The organism is Dyadobacter sp. NIV53 (assembly GCF_019711195.1).
Classification (GTDB): Bacteria; Bacteroidota; Bacteroidia; order Cytophagales; family Spirosomataceae; genus Dyadobacter.
On record NZ_CP081299.1, the window covers coordinates 745,398 to 763,511 of the forward strand.

Consider the following 18,114-nt stretch of genomic DNA (forward strand, 5'->3'; position numbering starts at 1 on the left):
TATTTTCTGAAATTATCCCAACAATTATGAGAACATCCATTCAGATTATTCTTTCAATCCTGATTTTTTTGTCTGGTATTTCCGTTGCACCAGTTTTTTGCCAGCCCTTAAAGTCCCACATTATTCCTCAAAAAGGTGATCACATTATTCTGCTCGGAAACACATTTGCAGACAGGATGCGCCATTATGGGTATTTTGAAACGCTTTTGCAGAAGAATTTCCCTGATCATCAACTGACACTCAGAAATATGGGATGGAGTGCCGACGAGGTTGGTTTACAGCCACGTCCGCTCAATTTTCCGGGTTTTGGTGAAAAAGCATCACTTCCGCCCAAAGTAAAAAAGGAAATTACATTCCAGGGATTTACCCATGAGGGCGAACCAATCACAATGCCCGTTGCGCTCAATTTCAATGGTTTAAACCAGGATTTGACTGAACAAAAAGCAGACGTTATTTTTCTTTGTTTTGGCATGAACGAAGCGTTTAAAGGAGCAGCCGGCCTGCAAAAATTTGAAAAAGATCTCGTAGTATTTATTCAAAATTTACAGGAAAATCAGTTTAATGGCCGCTCTGTACCTAAACTCGTGCTGGTTTCTCCTATTTCGCACGAAAAGCTGGGCCAATATTATCCTGACCCGACAGACCACAATAAAAATCTGGAACTGTATACCAAAGCCATGCAAAAAACAGCGGAAGCAAAAGGTATTTACTTTGTCGACCTGTTTACGCCTTCAATGGCAAGAATGAATTCAGGAAATAAACCAGTTATTACGATCAACGGTATTCATTTGAATGATGCAGGTTACAGGCTGGCTGCCGATTGGATTGGGCAATCTCTGGGATTTGATAAAATAGCTGATTTTGATTCTGAAAACAGCCAAAAATTACTTCAGGTGATTAAAATGAAGGATGATCATTTTTTTTATCGCTGGCGTGCGGTGAATGGGGAATATATTTACGGAAGAAGACGGGAGCCATTTGGTGTGATTGCCTTTCCTCCCGAACTGCGAAAGCTAAACCAGATGGCCGTTTCACTTGATTCTGTGATATGGGAGTTAGGTAAAAGTAACAACACTCTTGGTTTTAAAAGGGCAATTGCCATTACAGACCGTCGCGGAAAACCAGTTGACCCATCATTGATTACCGACATACCCATGACGGGCAGGCAGGGGGAAGCAGCCAAAGCAGCTGCGGCACATGCACATCACCAGGAAAAAGCCTGGACGGCAACGACAGAAAAGTTTACATTACCAGCCGGTTATGAGATCAATTTATTTGCTTCGGAAAAAGATTTCCCCGTTGAAAAACCGGTTGCAATGAATTTTGATGCGCGAGGAAGGCTTTGGGTCGCAACCATGCCAACCTATCCGCAATATTATCCAGGCATTCCGGTTCATGATAAAATTATCATTCTGGAAGATACGGACTTGGATGGAAAAGCTGACAAACACACCGTTTTTGCAGATGACCTGTATCTACCGCTGGGTTTTGAATTTGGGAACGGCGGTATATATGTATCCCAGGAGCCTGATATTTTATTTCTGAAAGATACCGATGGTGACGATAAAGCCGATCTTCGCGAAGTTATACTGACTGGTTTTGGCTCGGAAGATAGCCACCATGCGACGCATGCGTTCACGTTCGGGCAGGATGGTGCATTGTATTTTAATGAAGGAACATTTCTGAATTCACAGGTTGAAACTCCTTACGGGCCAGTCCGGTCTTATGCCGGATCAACTTATCGTTTTGAACCCAGGACAGGAAAGCTTTTTGATTATATTTCCTATCCTTATTACAATCCATGGGGCAGCGTTTTCGATAAATGGGGCATGCACCTGATTGGAGACGCCAGCGACGGTTCTAATTATTTTGCCCCGCCAATGACCGGCAAGGTAACTTATCCCAATAAACATCCGCGTATTAACATGTTTACGGAAACACGGGTACGACCTACGGCGGGCATAGAAATCGTTTCAAGCCGCCAGTTTCCTGATGAAGTCCAGGGTGATTTTATTGTTAATAACAACATTGGTTTTCAGGGAACGAAACAGCATAGAATTATACCAAAAGGATCGGGTATCAGCAGTAAAGAAGTGGAACCGATACTGCAATCTTCTGATCCGAATTTCCGTCCGATTGATCTTGAATTCGGTCCGGATGGAGGTTTGTACATCGTGGACTGGTACAATCCGCTGATTTCGCATGGAGAAAATCCACCGCGCGATCCGGCAAGGGATAAATCCCATGGCCGTATCTGGAGAATTACTTATAAGAACAAGCCACTTTTGAAACCAGTTGACGTTTCCAAACAAAACATTTCTCAGCTTCTTGATAATTTAAAAGAATATGAAGACCGGATGCGTTACCGTTCCAGAGCACAAGTCCGGCAGCAAGACCCGGTAAAGGTTTTACCTGAATTAAAAAAATGGGTTTCCCGATTAAATAAAAACGACGAACAATTTGAGCATCATCTGTTGGAAGCACTTTGGCTTTACCAGGATTTTGATGTTGTGGAACCCGAAATTCTGAGAACCCTGCTAAATGCAAAACAATATGAGGCACGTGCTGCCGCAACAAAGGTTTTGCTGAACTGGCGCGACCGGCTACCCGGTTCTCTTGAATTAATGCAGGCCCGGGTTAACGACGAATCTGCCAGGGTCAGATTGGAAGCGATTGTCGCCCTGAGTTATTTTAATTCTCCTCAGACCGTGGCTGCCGCTATGGATATTTTCAAATATCCGACTGATTATTATCTGGATTATGCTATCCGGGAAACTTTCAATTTCCTGAAACCATTATGGCTGGCGGATTTTAAACAAAATAAAAATCTGAACGCAACTCAAAAACAGGCACTTCCCTATTTACTTAATCTTGTGAGTGCACAGGAACTTCAGGAATTTCCACAGTCGCCGGAAGTTTTAAGCTTACTCATTTCCAGGAATGATTTTGACCTGAAACAAAAACAAAATGCAGTTGTACAACTGGCCAAAGCACAAAACAGCACTGGCGTTAAAGTTTTACTTCAAGCTATTCGTGAACTGGAAATAAAACAAGGGGCAACCCTGCAAAGCGAACCGCAGCTGCAACTTATCCGCATGTTACTGGATTCTGATCCGGCAGAACTCAAAAGCCAGCTTCCGGAACTCAGGAGTATGATCGAAAATGACAGCAGCCGGTTACAGCATGCCACGGCTTATGCGGCTATCATCACGGCAGAAAGATCAGATAATTCGGTACAGGATCATACTCAAAAAAATGCTTCAAATGAAGAAGACTATCTGAATGGTATTTCTCTGTTAACAGATGAAGATCTGCAAGCATCTTTTTATGAAAAAGTAAAAGGAATGACCACCAAACAGCCCGAAATTGTTTTTCCGTTATTATTCAGAATGTCGGGCAACAGCGAAACAAAAACCCAAAAGCTAAATGACTATATTTCATATCTGAACAATACACCAGAAAATAACCAGGCGACAGAAAATTTTGCAAAGACCATTACAAAAGCGAAAAGCATGGTTTCTGAAATTCCTGAAAAAGACCGGGCTGAAATTCTTTCCAGGCTGGAAATGCTTGGAACCATAGAAATTAAACTTGTTGCCGTTGAGGCTAAAATGGCTTTTGATAAAAAGATACTTACTGTCACGGCCGGAAAGTCGGTTTCACTTGTATTTGAAAATCCGGATCTGATGCCGCATAACGTGGTGATCGTAAAGCCCGGAACAACACAAAATGTAGGAGAAGCCGCCGACGCTATGGCAAAACTGAAAGATGGATTTGAAAGAAATTTTGTCCCTGATTCGAAAGACGTGTTGTTTGCAACACCTTTGGTCAATTCAGGAAAGAGTTTCCGTCTCAATTTTAAGGCTCCTGATGTACCGGGTGAATATCCGTTCATATGTTCCTTTCCAGGACATTGGCGCGTTATGCAGGGAATTCTAACAGTGAAAGATTATAAAATGCCGTAATATATGCCACTATAGAGATGAAAGGCCGGAAACAGTTTCCGGCCTTTCGTTTTTATAAACCTAGATAAATTCCTTAACTCAATTGATCCGAATAGGTTTTTCTCACCCGATTAGTAAATCAATGATGCGATTCCACCCATTTCCTTGCGTTGACAAAAGCCTCTATCCATGGCGATACTTCGTCTTTTCTTCCATCAGGATAATTGGCCCAATGCCATTGAAACAGCGACCTTTCAATATGCGGCATCATCACCAGATGTCTACCTGAGTTATCACAAAGCATTGCCGTATTATAAGCTGATCCGTTTGGACTGGCCGGATAAGTTTCGTAAGCGTATTTGGCAACGATATTATATTTCTCTTCGGAATAAGGCAACTGGAACCGGCCTTCACCATGTGAAACCCAGACTCCTAATGTGCTTCCAGCCAGAGTGGAGAGCATTACCGAATTATTTTCCTGTAAGGTCAGCGAGGTGAAAATGCTCTCATGCTTGCCGCTTTCATTGTGCAGCATTTTTGGTTTTTCCTCGTGATCTTCGTTGATCAGCCCTAATTCAATAAAAAGCTGGCAGCCATTACACACTCCGACAGACAAAGTATCTTCTCTTTTAAAGAAATTCTCCAGTGCAATTTTTGCTTTTTCATTATATAGAAAAGCCCCTGCCCATCCCTTTGCTGAGCCCAATACATCGGAATTAGAGAAACCACCCACAGCGCCAATGAACTGAATATCTTCCAGCGTTTCGCGGCCTGAAATCAGATCGGTCATGTGTACATCTTTCACATCAAAACCCGCCAGATACATCGCATTGGCCAATTCCCTTTCAGAATTGCTGCCTTTTTCACGAAGCACTGCCGCCTTTGGCCTTGGTTTTGAGGCATCAATGACAGGTTTCTTCCCATCAAACTGTGCCGGGAAATTGTATTTCAGTGCATGATTTTTATAATTGTCAAAACGTTCTTTTGCTTTAATCGGTCCGCTCTGTTTCTGATCGAGTAAATATGAAGTTTTGAACCAGATATCACGCAGGGAATCTATATCAAACTGGTAGGTGTCAGAAGCATTTTTAACTTCCAGCCCTGCCGTTTGAGTCACAGTTCCAATCTTTTGGAATGTTACACCGTTGGAGGTCAAAACTGCTTCTGCTGTTTCATTCGCCTGAAATACCAGAGCAATATTCTCTGCAAAAAGCTTTTCAATAATATCCTGATCTCCCAATGCAGAAAGATCAACAGAAGCGCCAAGATCTCGGTCAGCAAAACACATTTCTAGTAAAGTCGTAATTAATCCGCCGCTTCCAATATCATGGCCTGCCTGGATTTCTCCTGCTTTAATCAATTCCTGAATCGTATTGAATGCTTTTTTAAACTGATCTGCATCCAGTATATCAGGTGTTTCCGTACCAATTTTATTCAGTACCTGCGCAAATGACGAGCCACCTAATTTGAACTGATCACCCGAAAGGTTGATATAATAAATTGCCCCGCCGTTTTTCTTAAGCACGGGTTCAACAACCGCAGTTATATCATCACAATGCCCGGCCGCCGAAATAATAACCGTTCCCGGTGCAATCACTTCCGCATCCTTATATTTCTGCTTCATGGAAAGAGAATCTTTTCCCGTTGGAATGTTGATTCCCAAACTGATAGCAAATTCAGAACAGGCTTTTACGGCTTTATATAAACGTGCATCTTCGCCTTCGTTTTTACATGCCCACATCCAGTTGGCAGAAAGCGAAACACTTGCCAATCCATCTTTCAACGGTGCCCAAACAATATTGGAAAGTGATTCGGCAATGGCATTACGGCTTCCCGCAGCAGGATTGATCAAGGCAGAAAGTGGTGCGTGACCAATTGATGTAGCGATTCCGTCTTTTCCCTGAAAATCCAGCGCCATTACACCCACATTATTTAAGGGCAATTGAAGCGGTCCCGCACATTGCTGTTTGGCAACATGGCCACCTACACAACGGTCAACTTTATTGGTAAGCCAGTCTTTACTTGCTACTGCTTCCAGTTGCAGAAGCTGTTCGAGGTAATCGTTCAGTTTCGCAATGTCATAGTTTACAGGTTGATATGCCCGTTCAACGGTTTTGTCATGCATCAGCACTTTTGGAGAACTGCCAAACATATCGTCCATTTCCAGATCCATTGGTTTGGCCCCGGTGTTAGCAGATTCGAAAGTAAAGCGGTGATCACCAGTTACGTCACCCACAGTATACATGGGTGCTCTTTCACGTTCCGCAATTTTCTGCAATATTTCCAGGTTTTCCTTATTGATTACCAATCCCATACGTTCCTGGGATTCGTTACCAATAATTTCTTTTGCCGAAAGCGTTGGATCACCAACAGGTAATTTATCTAAATCAATTTTGCCACCGGTTTCTTCCACCAGTTCCGACAAACAGTTCAAATGCCCGCCTGCACCGTGGTCATGGATTGAAATAATGGTGTTGTTATCACTCTCCACCATACCGCGAACGGCGTTGGCAACTCGTTTCTGCATTTCTGGATTGGAGCGCTGGATGGCATTCAGTTCAATTCCTGAGCCAAAAGCACCCGTATCCGATGAAGAAACTGCTGCCCCTCCCATCCCGATACGGTAATTTTCACCACCCAGTACAACGATTTTATCACCGGGTTCTGGTTTTTCTTTCTGTGCCTGATCAGCCTTTCCGTATCCTATCCCGCCAGCCTGCATAATTACCTTATCGTAACCAAGCTTCCGGCCATCTTCTTCGTGCTCAAAAGTCAGCAAAGAACCAACAATAAGTGGCTGACCAAATTTATTTCCAAAATCCGTAGCGCCATTAGAAGCCTTGATCAGGATATCCATGGGCGTCTGGTAAAGCCATTTTCTTTCTTCAACGCCTTTTTCCCAGGGACGATTATCTTCCAACCGGGAAAGTGCAGTCATATAAACCGCTGTTCCGGCCAATGGAAGTGAACCTTGTCCGCCTGCAAGCCTGTCGCGTATCTCTCCTCCCGAACCTGTCGCTGCACCATTGAATGGCTCAACTATAGTAGGGAAATTGTGTGTTTCTGCTTTCAGGGAAATTACTGATTCGAAATCTTTTATCTCATAATATTCCGGCACATCAGGCCTTTTCGGCGCAAATTGCTGAACAACAGGACCTTTTACAAAAGCCACATTATCCTTATACGCTGAAACAATTCCATTGGGGTTTGTCTCCGAAGTTTTACGGATCAGTTTGAAAAGTGAAACCGGTTGTTCCTCACCATCAATAACAAATGTACCATTGAATATTTTGTGACGACAATGTTCCGAATTCACCTGAGAAAAACCAAATACCTCTGAATCAGTAAGTTTCCTGTCCAGCTTTTCAGCAAGTTTATTCAGATAATCAACTTCCTCATTGCTCAGGGAAAGGCCTTCCTGCTTGTTATATTCAGCTATATCAGCCACTTCCTGAATAGATTCGGGAGCGATGCTGATGGTATAAGTATGCTGGTTCAGCTCATTGAATTTCTGTGAAAGCATAGGGTCGAAGCCGGAAAAATCTGCTTCAACGCGCTTGAATTCCTCAATCCTGACAATGCCGTGAATATCCATATTCTGGGTTATTTCAACGGCATTGGTGCTCCATGGTGTTATCATGGCCGCCCGCGGACCAACAAAAAAGTCATTCAGTACAGTTTCCTGGCTGAGTTTTGCTCCGGCAAAAAGCCATTCTAATTTTGAAGTATCTGTGATTGTGAGTGTTCGCTCTATCTGAACAGCAAAAACTGTGTTGTGATCGTCGGTGAAGAAATAAATCATAGTTTCGTTTTATGGTGCAAAGGTAATTTATTTAATTTTTTATCCCTTGTTAAAACGGGTAATATCCTGTCGATACAGCATAATTTTTGGATAAGCACAATCATTGGATTCAAATTTAGGAACAGAACACACCCGAAATCCGGTTGATACAGTATTATTTAACAAGGATGAAAGTCAGTATTGGGTTCACTTTGACATATATTATTTAATATTACTGCCGCTATCAGTTGTTAAAATGAATTTGAATACTATTTCGGGCGATAATCCGCAGTTATCCGTAACTGATTTTGGAGAGAATTTTATTTGGGGAACGGCCACCGCAGCTTATCAGATTGAAGGTGCTGTAAATGATGACGGACGCGGGCCATCTATCTGGGACACATTTTCTAAAAAGCCCGGAAAAATCAAAAACAATGACCATGCTGACGTTGCCTGTGACTTTTATAACCTGTATGAATCAGATCTCGAACTGGTCAAAAAATTAGGTTTCACTGATTTCCGTTTTTCTGTTTCGTGGTCACGAATTCTTCCGGATGGAACGGGACAGAAAAACCAAAAGGGAATTGATTTTTATAACAGGCTGATCGACAAATGCCTGGAAATGAAAATAACGCCATGGATCACGTTGTATCACTGGGATTTACCACAGGCACTTGAAAACCGCGGAGGCTGGAAAAACCGTGATATTATAAACTGGTTTAGTGATTACACAAAGCTTTGTACACTTGAATTCGGCGACCGCGTCCGTAACTGGATCGTGCTGAATGAACCTATGGCAGTTGCAGGGCTGGGTTACACAACAGGCCTGCATGCTCCCGGTAAAAAAGGTATCTGGAATTTTTTACCAGTTGTTCATCATCTTGCCATGTGCCAGGCAGAAGGCGGTCGGATCATCCGTAACCATGTTCCTGATGCCTATATCGGAACGGCACTATCCTGCTCGTTTGTAAAACCATTTACCCGGAATCCAAAAGATATTCTGGCCGCGAAAAGAGCCGATGCAGTTATGAACAGGCTTTTTATAGAACCGGTGCTGGGTCTTGGCTATCCGACAGATGCATTTCCATTTCTTTCGGGTATCCAAAAATATATGTTGCCAGGAGATGATAAAAAACTGGAATTCGATTTTGATTTTATCGGCCTGCAGAATTATTTCAGCGTTGTTGTCCGGCACTCGTACCTGGCTCCTGTTTTGTGGCTAAAAGAAGTACCTGCAAGAAAACGTAACGTCCCCATTACTGCAATGGGCTGGGAAATTGATCCTGATGGAATGTACGAAATACTGAAACAGTTTTCTGATTATGAAGGCATTAGAGATATTATTATTTCGGAAAATGGCGCTTGTTTTACTGATGTCCATACCGATGAGCAGGTGAATGATGTGGAAAGAATCAATTTCTTTCAGCAATATCTCCGGAGTATTTTGAAAGCAAAAAATGATGGCATGCAGGTTAAAGGTTACCTCGTCTGGTCACTTACCGATAATTTTGAATGGGCGGAAGGTTACAATGCACGGTTTGGCTTGGTTCATGTTGATTTTAAAACCCAAAAACGCACCATTAAAAATTCCGGAAAATGGTTTTCAGATTTTTTGAGAATTGAAAAGGATGTAATCAAATAATGACAACATTATCCGCCCGGTTCATTTCCGGAAGCCAAAACCGTAAGCTGGTTTATATTTTTCAAAATCGTCGTTCTATCTGCCACAGAGTTGGTAAGGCTTAATGCCGTTTCGAAGTATTGCAATGCTTTCAGATTATCAATGTCTGTGTACAAATTTCCTAGCAGAGAGTAATAAAAATGATTGTTCGTGAGATTTAGCTTCTCTGCCTCAACAATGGCCTGCTCCTTCCCATTGGTTTTAGCCAATGCGAAAGTACGGTTCAGGGCAGCGATCGGTGAATATTCCAGGATGAGCAGGCTGTTGTAAAGCTGTAAAATGCTCTCCCATTTTTCAATGCTGTCTTCTTTATGAGTATGCCAATATGCGATCCCCGCTTCCAGATGGTATTTTGAAATTATATTCCCGGTTGATGACCGGTTCAAATAGTATTCTCCTTTGCTGATCAAATCTTTGTTCCAAAGTGTTTCGTCCTGATCTTCATATAGGATCGCTTCACCATTTTGGGTAGTCCTGGCATCGAATCTTGACGAGTGAAAGCACATTAACGCAAGCAACGCATTGACGGCAGGTTTGTTCGTTGTATCATTTTCAATCAGCATGTAAGTGAGCCGCATCGCTTCTGCACACAGGTCTTTGCGCAGCACAATATTTTGGGATAAGGAATAATATCCTTCCGAAAACAGCAGATACAGTGTTGTAAGTACAGTGTCCAGCCGGTCGTTGATCTCTGTATGGGTTGGCTGTTCGATCCTGATATTTTCCGTTTTCAGTTTTTCCCTTGCCCGGTTAATTCTTTTATATACGACTTCTTTATTGGTTAAAAAAGCGTCCGCAATTTCCTGAATGCCAAAACCGCAAAGCAGGTTCAATGCAAGCGCAATTTGCGATTCGCTGGAAATGACGGGATTACAAACTGTAAAAATCATGGCCAATTGGCTATCGGCAATATTTTTACCTGACAGATCAATTTCAATTTCCTCGGTTTTGTTTGCCGTATATCTTAATTCAGTTGAAAGCTTTTTTTCAAAAAGTGAGTTACGTTTTAAGTAGTTTTTGGTTTTATTTTTAGCAACCGTATAAAGCCAGGCAGTCGGGTTTTCGGGCAATCCTTTTTGGCCCCACGATTCAGTTGCGGATAGAAACGTATCACTGACAATATCTTCGGCAATTTCAATGTGCTCAATACCAAATAAATAACAAAGCACTCCGACAATTTTCCGATATTCCGTCCTGGATAAATGTGGCAAAAGTTCTTTTTCTTCCATAGAATTTATAAATAATGCCCAGAATCTTGTAAATAACAGTTAAACGCAATGGACGCCGTAGGAACCGCAATGGTCGCTATCATCAAATATTCCGGAAAGGATTTTGTGAATAATCCGTGCATTACAATCCTAATGTGTTCTCAGGAACAGTTGCATTGCGTTTTAGTATTGCGCCTATTGCGTTTAAACCATTTATTGAACCACTTTACGAAAATACAAAGGCATTTTAAATATCAAGCTCTTAACTATTTGCCGAAACGGCCTTTCTTATTTCTACACTGCCGCCCAATTGCAGGATAGGACAGCCTTTGGCAATTTCAGCAGCTTCATTATAATCAGCAGCTTTAATGATGATCAGGCCACCAATTGATTCCTTAATTTCAGCATAAGGACCGTTAATTACATTCCTGTTTTGCTGTACAACCCTGCCCTCTCCGTCCCATCGCTGTAACGGCCTTGCCAGTTTGTTTTGAGCCGCAATGCCACCCAGCCAATCCTGCCAGGGTTTTATTGACGATTGCATTTCCTCAGGTGAAGGCTGCGCTTCCCGGGTTATTAAGTCTCTTCGAAATATTAAAAGGAATTCTTCCATTTTGTCATTTTTTGCACTCGGCCGTCGGCAATCAGCCTTCAGCTTTAATGATGAGATTATTGTTAATTATTTAATAACGATATATGTTTGACCAGTCGAGCTAAGCCAATAAACAAAAGTCAGCCAATCAAACCATATACCGCTGCCGATTGCTGACAGCTAAAAAACCCTTATCCAAACTGCCCCACTTTATACGTGCCTGGTTCATTGGGAAATGCGAGATTAAGACGGTTCCAGGTATTGATATTGTTAACTGCAAAAGTTAGGTCAATTAACTCCTCTTCCGAAAACTGATTTTTCACTTCGTTGTAAACCGCATCCGGCACCTGGCATTTAGTAACGGCTTCTGCCCAGGCCAAAGCGGCTCTTTCGCGATCAGTATAATAGGAAGTTTCATGCCAGGCGGTCAGTCCATATAATCGTTGTTCGGTTTCCCCTTTTGCGCGCAGATCTTTCGAATGCATATCCAGACAATATGCACAGCCATTTATTTGAGATACCCTGAAATAAACCAGCTCCAGAAGGTTTTGTTCAACCGGTGATTTTTTCAAATATCCGCCCATTCCAAATAGCATTTTTAATGCGTTCTGGCCTTTTTCCTGTACGTTAATCCTTTGTTCCATTTTGTTTGAAATTCAATTGTGTAAAAACTAATGACAACTGGATTTCTGGAATTGGACAAAGCAGGCAAAATATTTTTTAATAAATTTTCATTTTCCGCCAAAACATTTATCTCACCTCGGAAGCCTTATAAAGTGGATAAATTCTCAAAAAGGTGATCAAAGCCGGAACAGCCTGTAAAAATGCCAGAATATAAGCTTTTGTGCTGAATGCCAACACAATACCGGCTCCTGTACCTGAAAAGCACAGAAATAAAAGCAATGCATAACCACTGGAATATTTTTCTTTATTTACCAGATACAGACCTTCCAGCCCGGCGAATACTAAAAATAAATTATAAAAGCCCTGGTTAATAAACAGATTTTTCAATACCAATGCTTGTACAGGATATTCCAGCGAAACGGGATTATTCAAAAAACCGAGCAGAATATTGTGAATTTCAGGCACCATCCAAAAAATAGCTTCTAATATAAAGAACATCAGATGGACATTGATTACAATGATTATTAACCATTTTGTAAGAGGATTTAAGTAGGGTTTTGCATTCATTTTCTACCGGTTTATGTATAAATGACAAAGCTCAGGTAATGTAACAAAATATACCAGTACTGCTAAAATTGTCTTATACTGATAATTTTAGCAGTATGACAGAAAAGTACCGATAGCTTATATTTGTATCTGCAAAAATCCAGTCATGTACGAGAAAAAAATACCAAAAGATCTGACCTGCGGCTTAAATATTGCCATTGAGGTAATTGGCGGCAAATGGAAAGCCAATTTATTAGCCAACATCAATAAAGGACTCAGACGGCCGTCAGAACTGCACCGTTCTATTCCACAGGCATCGGCCAGGGTTTTGAATCAGCAACTTTCTGAATTGGAATTTCATGGTATTATAGAAAAAAGAATTTATCCGGTTCTGCCTCCGAAAGTGGAATATTCATTAACAGAAGGCGGTGAAAGTATATTAGAAGTTTTATTTGCCATGAAAAGCTGGGGTGAAACCTATAAAAATAAATTCCATGAATTGATTCAAAACGAGCCTGCGGTAAAATAAGAACAATTTTTAGAGATATTCCTGGCAATAACCAATAGGTTTATTTTTGCAAGAATTATTACAACAGAAAGTATTATGGTTAAACCCAATTAGAACCTGGAACGATTACAGATTTAAATTCCAATTATTCTCTGGGAGCCGGCATCCGGTCAGAAAAACTCTTAAAGTTCGTTAACTAATCTCGTACACTTTCAGGGAATTCCGATAATACGAAATGGAAATCCTGGTAATAAGATTCCCATTTCAATTCAATTACAACGCAGTAACGCCATACGGACTTTCGAGATTCAGGTATTTTGCTACTGTATTGCGGTAAACTTCGGGGCCATCTTTCAGCCTTTTATTGTAAATCCTCATGGCATCATTTCCGGCCGGATAAGTCAGCTGGTCTTTTTCATCTGTTGCTGCCAGGTAAACCACCTCAGCAATTACTATTGTTTCAGAAAACTCCATTAATGTACCATCCGTAAACCCTTCTGTCAGCCTTTGCATTAAGGTATCATACTCATTGTCTTCGTTTACTTTCATCACATTCATATAATTACTTTTGATACCGCCAGGCGCTACCGTTTTAATACCGATATTAAATAAAGCAAGATCGTATGACATACTTTCGCTCCATCCTTCAAGTGCCCATTTTGATGCGTTATAGATCGAAGAAAGCGGATAACTGGTTAACCCGCAAAGAGAAGTTGTTGTAATAAAAAGGCCGCTTCTTTTTTCCTTGAAATAGGGAATAAAAGCCTGAGTAACCCAAATTACGCCAAAGAAATTGGTTTCAAACTGATCCCTGATCTGTGTTTCGGAATAAGATTCCAATGGCCCGATCAGTCCATAACCGGCATTATTGAAGACTACGTCTATATCTCCCAATGCAAGTGCGATTTTTACTGTTGTTTCAATTTGATTGATTTTGGTAACATCAAGTGGCAATATGGTTACGTTTTCGAGCTGATTAAGTTCGGTTTCCTTTTCAGGCGTCCGCATGGTCGCGATTACTTTCCAGCCTTTTGATTGAAATAATTTTGCAGTACTTCTGCCTAGTCCGGCTGATGCACCGGTAATGAATATCGTTTTCATTGTTTTGAAGTTTGGTAAAAATTGAATGGTTTTCCTTCTGATTACAAAACAAAGGTCATTCAATACCAACCCGCACTTGTTGCCAAAGTGGTAAAATCTGTATCCAAATTGGTACGAAAGATTAATTGCAAATCTGCCGCCATTTTTTTTCATTCAGGAAGAAAAAAGTATGGGGTTAAATTATCCGGTACACAGATAATTTAACCCCATACGTTGTCTGAAGTTTTTAAGAAATGTACCTCTGTTATTTTTCCATCACCAGTATTTTAACAACTTCTGTAAAAGAGGATGACTGAATTCTTAATAAATAAATACCTTCTGATAATTGTTCAGAAGAAATATCCGCTTCAATTACCGATTCAGATATCTTTGATCCCGATTGTTTTATCTGATATGACTGGCCTGAAACACTGTTCAGATATAGGTCCACCTTACCTACATGGCGATCTGATACTTCTACTGTAAATTGCTTTTTGACCGGATTAGGATACACTATCGACGAGCTTATCCGTTCTTCATCTACAAAATCTTCCTGCCCGCTCCTTACAGCCACATCAGCAACCGTCGAATATTCAACTATAAGCTGCGGCTGATTTTCAGTATTTTCTCGGCTGTTGAGCACTACAAGACTATTCTGTTTGTCAGGATTTGATAAAACAAAACTTGCAGTTTTATCTCCGCCTGCCTGCTGTTTAACAAAATCCGTCACATCGATCTCATAATATTTGGCATTGGTATCGACAATCACAGATCCCAGTTTACGTGAAAGTGACGGAGCGTTGCTGTAAACAATCGTATTTTCTTTCCATGTATCATTATTAACACTGTAAACTGCTAAGTTGACACCAGTTGAATTCTGGGCGTTTGACCCGTATAAACGCAATTTAGCAGATCCAATCCGGCCCAAATCCGTTAAAGGAAATTTAAGATAAGCATTGCGGATATAACTCTCAGTGCTCCCGGATTTAACTTCAAGACTAGAGTCATAACCGTAATTGGTACCGGAATATGGTGTACTGCGGACAGATGCATCAGCAACCGGACTGAAAGTTACCTGTTGTACAGGAAGAATTTCGATAGCGGAGATAATAGGATTGTCAGCATTACCGGCCATAAAATCTATGTTCAGTATACCATCAAATACTGTCACCGCAAATGTTTCCTGTACGGCACGCATGGCACCACCGGCTGATGCGAAAATATCATAGTTGGTTAGTTTGCGAATGCCCTCAACATCGACATTAAAGTGTCGGCGGTGGAGTCCGTTCGTGCCACCTCTTCCACCTGCTCCCCAGTATGTTTCAGCAAAATGAAGCACTACATTTAACCTGCCATTTGTAACAGGTATCTTATAACTGAAAGAAGATCCGAAGCGTGCATCTCGATACAGTTCGTCATCTGTGGTATTCTGGATGTCGCCGGGAGTAATTGCCGCAGTTTTTGTAGTGCCACTAAAATACTGGTCGGCACCAAAAGTACGATCGTCTGAGGTAGTGAAAGCTTCTCCTCCGGAATTGATCCGTACACTGGCTATCGGCTCCGTATCGTCTCCTGAGTTGTGGAAAAAATATACCGAACCGGCGTTGAACAAAGTGTTTTTTTCCTCCCCGTCCTCATCTTCATCAGGTGCCCCGATCAGTATATTATTCCCATCCGCTGATACTGCAGCACCAAAGCGGTCACCAGACGCAGGAACCGAAGCAGTGATTAAATGCTGTAATCCCCAGTTATTTGTTCCACCCAGATTTTTTTTGAAAATATATGCTGAACCGGAACCGCCAGGAGCTCCGACTACTGCATAGGCGTCAGTAAGTGATGCATCGTAACCAAACGATATCGGCGCATTTCCACCTTCTGCAACCAGCTTTTTCAATATACCCCAGTTACCAATACCACCTGCATCTTTTTTATAAATTGTGGCTGAACCAGATACGCCTTTGGATGTGATCAGTGCATAGTCACCGCTCATGGATACAACCGATCCAAATTTTCCGTTTTCTTTTCGTGCATCGCTGGTAATCTTTTCTATCTGGCCCCAGTTATTTTCTCCTCCAATATTTTTTCCATACAGATAGGCACTGCCTGAATTAACCAGAAAGATTTTCTTAGTAACATCATAATCATTATCCGGTGCCCCAACCAAAAGATAATCACCGCTCATAGAAACACTGGCTCCAAAATGATCTCCATATGCAGGTGAAGATGCAATCACTTTTTTGATCATGCTCCAGCTGCCAGGAACTGCATGATTTTTCTGATAAAGATAAACTGCCCCGGAGTTAGAAATAGTAGTACCGGAAGAATTAATACTATGGTCGCCCAAAACCCCGACAGCTATATAACTGTTATTAATAAAAACGGAATACCCAAACTGGTAATCACCAGTTACCGGCAGGGACAGTTTCGTCACAAGTCCCCAATTATTAGCCCCTCCCTGATTTTTAGAATATACATAAAGAGCACCTGTACTCGAATTCTGGCCCTCATAAGGTGCTCCTACCACAGCAAGTGTATCATAAATTGCCACAGAAAGTCCAAAATTAGTGTCCTCCTCTCTAGGTAACCCAACCAGTTTCTTAACGGTTTGCCAGTTATTTCCATTTTTGACAAGAATATAAGCGGAACCCGCAGAAGCTACATAATTATCATTATCTATATCCATATCATCGTTCAGTGCTCCTACTATGGCATAGTTACCACTAATAGCAACTGCCGAGCCATACTGATCACCTGGGTTGGGCCTCATAATAACCAAACGTTTCTCCTGTCCCCATGTATTTGCCCCACCTGTATTTTTTTGAAAAAGGTAAGCTGAACCATTATCTCCTACTATAGCCCGATCGCCATCAATATCAACCGTATTACCAAATGTCCGGCTATAAGCAGTAGCAATCGGATTTAATGTTTTATTCAAATTCCAGACATCCGGATTAGAAGTGTCTTTTTGAAATATATGAGCAACACCAAAATAAACTTCTTCATACTGATCTTCGCCTACAACAATGTAATCACCATCTATGGCAACTGCGATTCCAAAAAAACCGTAGGGCTGAGGGCTTGGCGGACCGATTTTCTGTATTTCAGCCCAGCTTTCATTACTATTATGGTTATTTTTTAAGATAGTAACATAACCTGATAAAACAGCATAATTACTCACTTCCGGCAACTTATTGTGGGGCATACCAATTATTGCATAATCCTCCGTAATAGAAACCGGATGACTCGTTAAATATTCGTAATCAGTTGGAGGAAGAACAATTTCCTGGATCAGGCCCCAGTTATCGGTTCCACCTTTGGTTTGCTGATGAATGCTTGCAATATTATATGAACCAATCATAGCGTGGTGCGTACTAAGAGAAACTTTTGAGCCAAAGTAGTCATTCACAACACGATTTGGTGCTACGATCTTTTTGATCTGGCCCCAGTTATCCGTGCCGCCTGCATCTTTACTAAATATAAATGCAGATCCGGCACCCTTCATATAATTTGTTCCGGCGATATCGGTGCTATCACCGGGAGCACCAACAATTGCATAATTACCCTTAATGGCTATTGAGGCCCCAGCCGGAAATATGCTCACAAGTTTTTTTAAATATCCCCAGTTATCCTCGCCTCCCAAATTCTTTTTATAGATAAAAGTGGCCAATCCATTACCAACTAGTAGATAGTCGCCATCCATGGCCAGAGTCATTCCGAAATCACCAGGTTCAGGAGCAAGTATCTTTTGAATCTGAACCCATTTGCCGTTTATTTTTTTTGATACATAAACTGTTGGTCCTTCCTTTGGAATTCCTGATGCCGCAGTGTAATCACCTGAAAGAGTTACATTCCTTGAATATTCGGTAGTTACAATTCCACCCCCTGCGGTTAAAGAATTTCGGTCGCTTGCAACAGCTTTAAAAGTTTGTTCCCAATTCTGAGCAAAAGAGGCGGGTAAATAAAATAGAAAAACCAAGCCAAGAAGACTTGTTTTAAGAGCAGGTAAATTTAATTTCATACGTTGAGTTAAGTAATCCAATGAGTAAACACTTCATTAAGCGCAATTTACTCTAAATAAAATACATGAAAAATAATATGTTGTTAAGGTTCCCTTTTTTGAGGTAAAACCCTTTTTATCAAACACATACAA

Annotated in this window: 10 protein-coding genes; 3 read left to right on the forward strand and 7 right to left on the reverse strand. The window is 41.3% G+C overall.

Annotated elements, in window-relative coordinates; all coding sequences use genetic code 11:
* Positions 1 to 26: 26 nt before the first annotated feature.
* Positions 27 to 3,965: a PVC-type heme-binding CxxCH protein gene (locus KZC02_RS02980; protein WP_221392744.1), complete on the forward strand. Its 3,939-nt coding sequence runs from the start codon at positions 27 to 29 to the stop codon at positions 3,963 to 3,965.
* Positions 3,966 to 4,083: 118 nt separating this feature from the next.
* Here KZC02_RS02980 and purL read toward each other — a convergent pair whose 3' ends face one another.
* A complete protein-coding gene (purL, locus tag KZC02_RS02985) occupies positions 4,084 to 7,746 on the reverse strand; it encodes a phosphoribosylformylglycinamidine synthase (protein WP_221392745.1) in 3,663 nt (1,220 codons plus the stop codon).
* Positions 7,747 to 7,981: 235 nt separating this feature from the next.
* Here purL and KZC02_RS02990 point away from each other — a divergent pair, with 235 nt between their 5' ends.
* Complete coding sequence (locus tag KZC02_RS02990) at positions 7,982 to 9,367, forward strand: GH1 family beta-glucosidase (RefSeq protein ID WP_221392746.1); 1,386 nt, start codon at positions 7,982 to 7,984, stop codon at positions 9,365 to 9,367.
* A gap of 8 nt (positions 9,368 to 9,375) precedes the next feature.
* On the opposite strand, the gene KZC02_RS02995 is transcribed toward KZC02_RS02990, so the two are convergent.
* From KZC02_RS02995 to KZC02_RS03010, 4 genes are all read right to left on the reverse strand, one after another.
* Complete coding sequence (locus KZC02_RS02995; RefSeq protein ID WP_221392747.1) at positions 9,376 to 10,635, reverse strand: RNA polymerase sigma factor; 1,260 nt, start codon at positions 10,633 to 10,635, stop codon at positions 9,376 to 9,378.
* A gap of 241 nt (positions 10,636 to 10,876) precedes the next feature.
* A complete protein-coding gene (locus tag KZC02_RS03000; protein ID WP_221392748.1) occupies positions 10,877 to 11,227 on the reverse strand; it encodes a YciI family protein in 351 nt (116 codons plus the stop codon).
* Positions 11,228 to 11,397: 170 nt separating this feature from the next.
* Positions 11,398 to 11,850, reverse strand: a complete 453-nt coding sequence (locus KZC02_RS03005) for a carboxymuconolactone decarboxylase family protein (protein WP_221392749.1) — start codon at positions 11,848 to 11,850, stop codon at positions 11,398 to 11,400.
* A gap of 106 nt (positions 11,851 to 11,956) precedes the next feature.
* Positions 11,957 to 12,397, reverse strand: a complete 441-nt coding sequence (locus KZC02_RS03010; RefSeq protein ID WP_221392750.1) for a DUF1304 family protein — start codon at positions 12,395 to 12,397, stop codon at positions 11,957 to 11,959.
* A gap of 145 nt (positions 12,398 to 12,542) precedes the next feature.
* Here KZC02_RS03010 and KZC02_RS03015 point away from each other — a divergent pair, with 145 nt between their 5' ends.
* Entirely contained in the window at positions 12,543 to 12,905 is a 363-nt protein-coding gene (locus tag KZC02_RS03015) for a helix-turn-helix domain-containing protein (RefSeq protein WP_221392751.1), read from the forward strand.
* 252 nt (positions 12,906 to 13,157) lie between these two features.
* Here KZC02_RS03015 and KZC02_RS03020 read toward each other — a convergent pair whose 3' ends face one another.
* Positions 13,158 to 13,985 carry an SDR family oxidoreductase gene (locus KZC02_RS03020; protein ID WP_221392752.1) on the reverse strand — a complete coding sequence of 276 codons (828 nt, stop codon included), beginning with the start codon at positions 13,983 to 13,985 and terminating at the stop codon, positions 13,158 to 13,160.
* A gap of 244 nt (positions 13,986 to 14,229) precedes the next feature.
* A complete protein-coding gene (locus KZC02_RS03025; protein WP_221392753.1) occupies positions 14,230 to 17,982 on the reverse strand; it encodes a malectin domain-containing carbohydrate-binding protein in 3,753 nt (1,250 codons plus the stop codon).
* Between the last annotated feature and the right edge of the window lie 132 nt (positions 17,983 to 18,114).

What these genes read in the sequence shown, in the direction of transcription:
- KZC02_RS02980 (WP_221392744.1), top strand. Translation starts at nt 27, where the DNA reads ATGAGAACATCCATTCAGATTATTCTTTCAATCCTGATTTTTTTGTCT.
- purL (WP_221392745.1), bottom strand. Translation starts at nt 7,746, where the DNA reads ATGATTTATTTCTTCACCGACGATCACAACACAGTTTTTGCTGTTCAG.
- KZC02_RS02990 (WP_221392746.1), top strand. Translation starts at nt 7,982, where the DNA reads ATGAATTTGAATACTATTTCGGGCGATAATCCGCAGTTATCCGTAACT.
- KZC02_RS02995 (WP_221392747.1), bottom strand. Translation starts at nt 10,635, where the DNA reads ATGGAAGAAAAAGAACTTTTGCCACATTTATCCAGGACGGAATATCGG.
- KZC02_RS03000 (WP_221392748.1), bottom strand. Translation starts at nt 11,227, where the DNA reads ATGGAAGAATTCCTTTTAATATTTCGAAGAGACTTAATAACCCGGGAA.
- KZC02_RS03005 (WP_221392749.1), bottom strand. Translation starts at nt 11,850, where the DNA reads ATGGAACAAAGGATTAACGTACAGGAAAAAGGCCAGAACGCATTAAAA.
- KZC02_RS03010 (WP_221392750.1), bottom strand. Translation starts at nt 12,397, where the DNA reads ATGAATGCAAAACCCTACTTAAATCCTCTTACAAAATGGTTAATAATC.
- KZC02_RS03015 (WP_221392751.1), top strand. Translation starts at nt 12,543, where the DNA reads ATGTACGAGAAAAAAATACCAAAAGATCTGACCTGCGGCTTAAATATT.
- KZC02_RS03020 (WP_221392752.1), bottom strand. Translation starts at nt 13,985, where the DNA reads ATGAAAACGATATTCATTACCGGTGCATCAGCCGGACTAGGCAGAAGT.
- KZC02_RS03025 (WP_221392753.1), bottom strand. Translation starts at nt 17,982, where the DNA reads ATGAAATTAAATTTACCTGCTCTTAAAACAAGTCTTCTTGGCTTGGTT.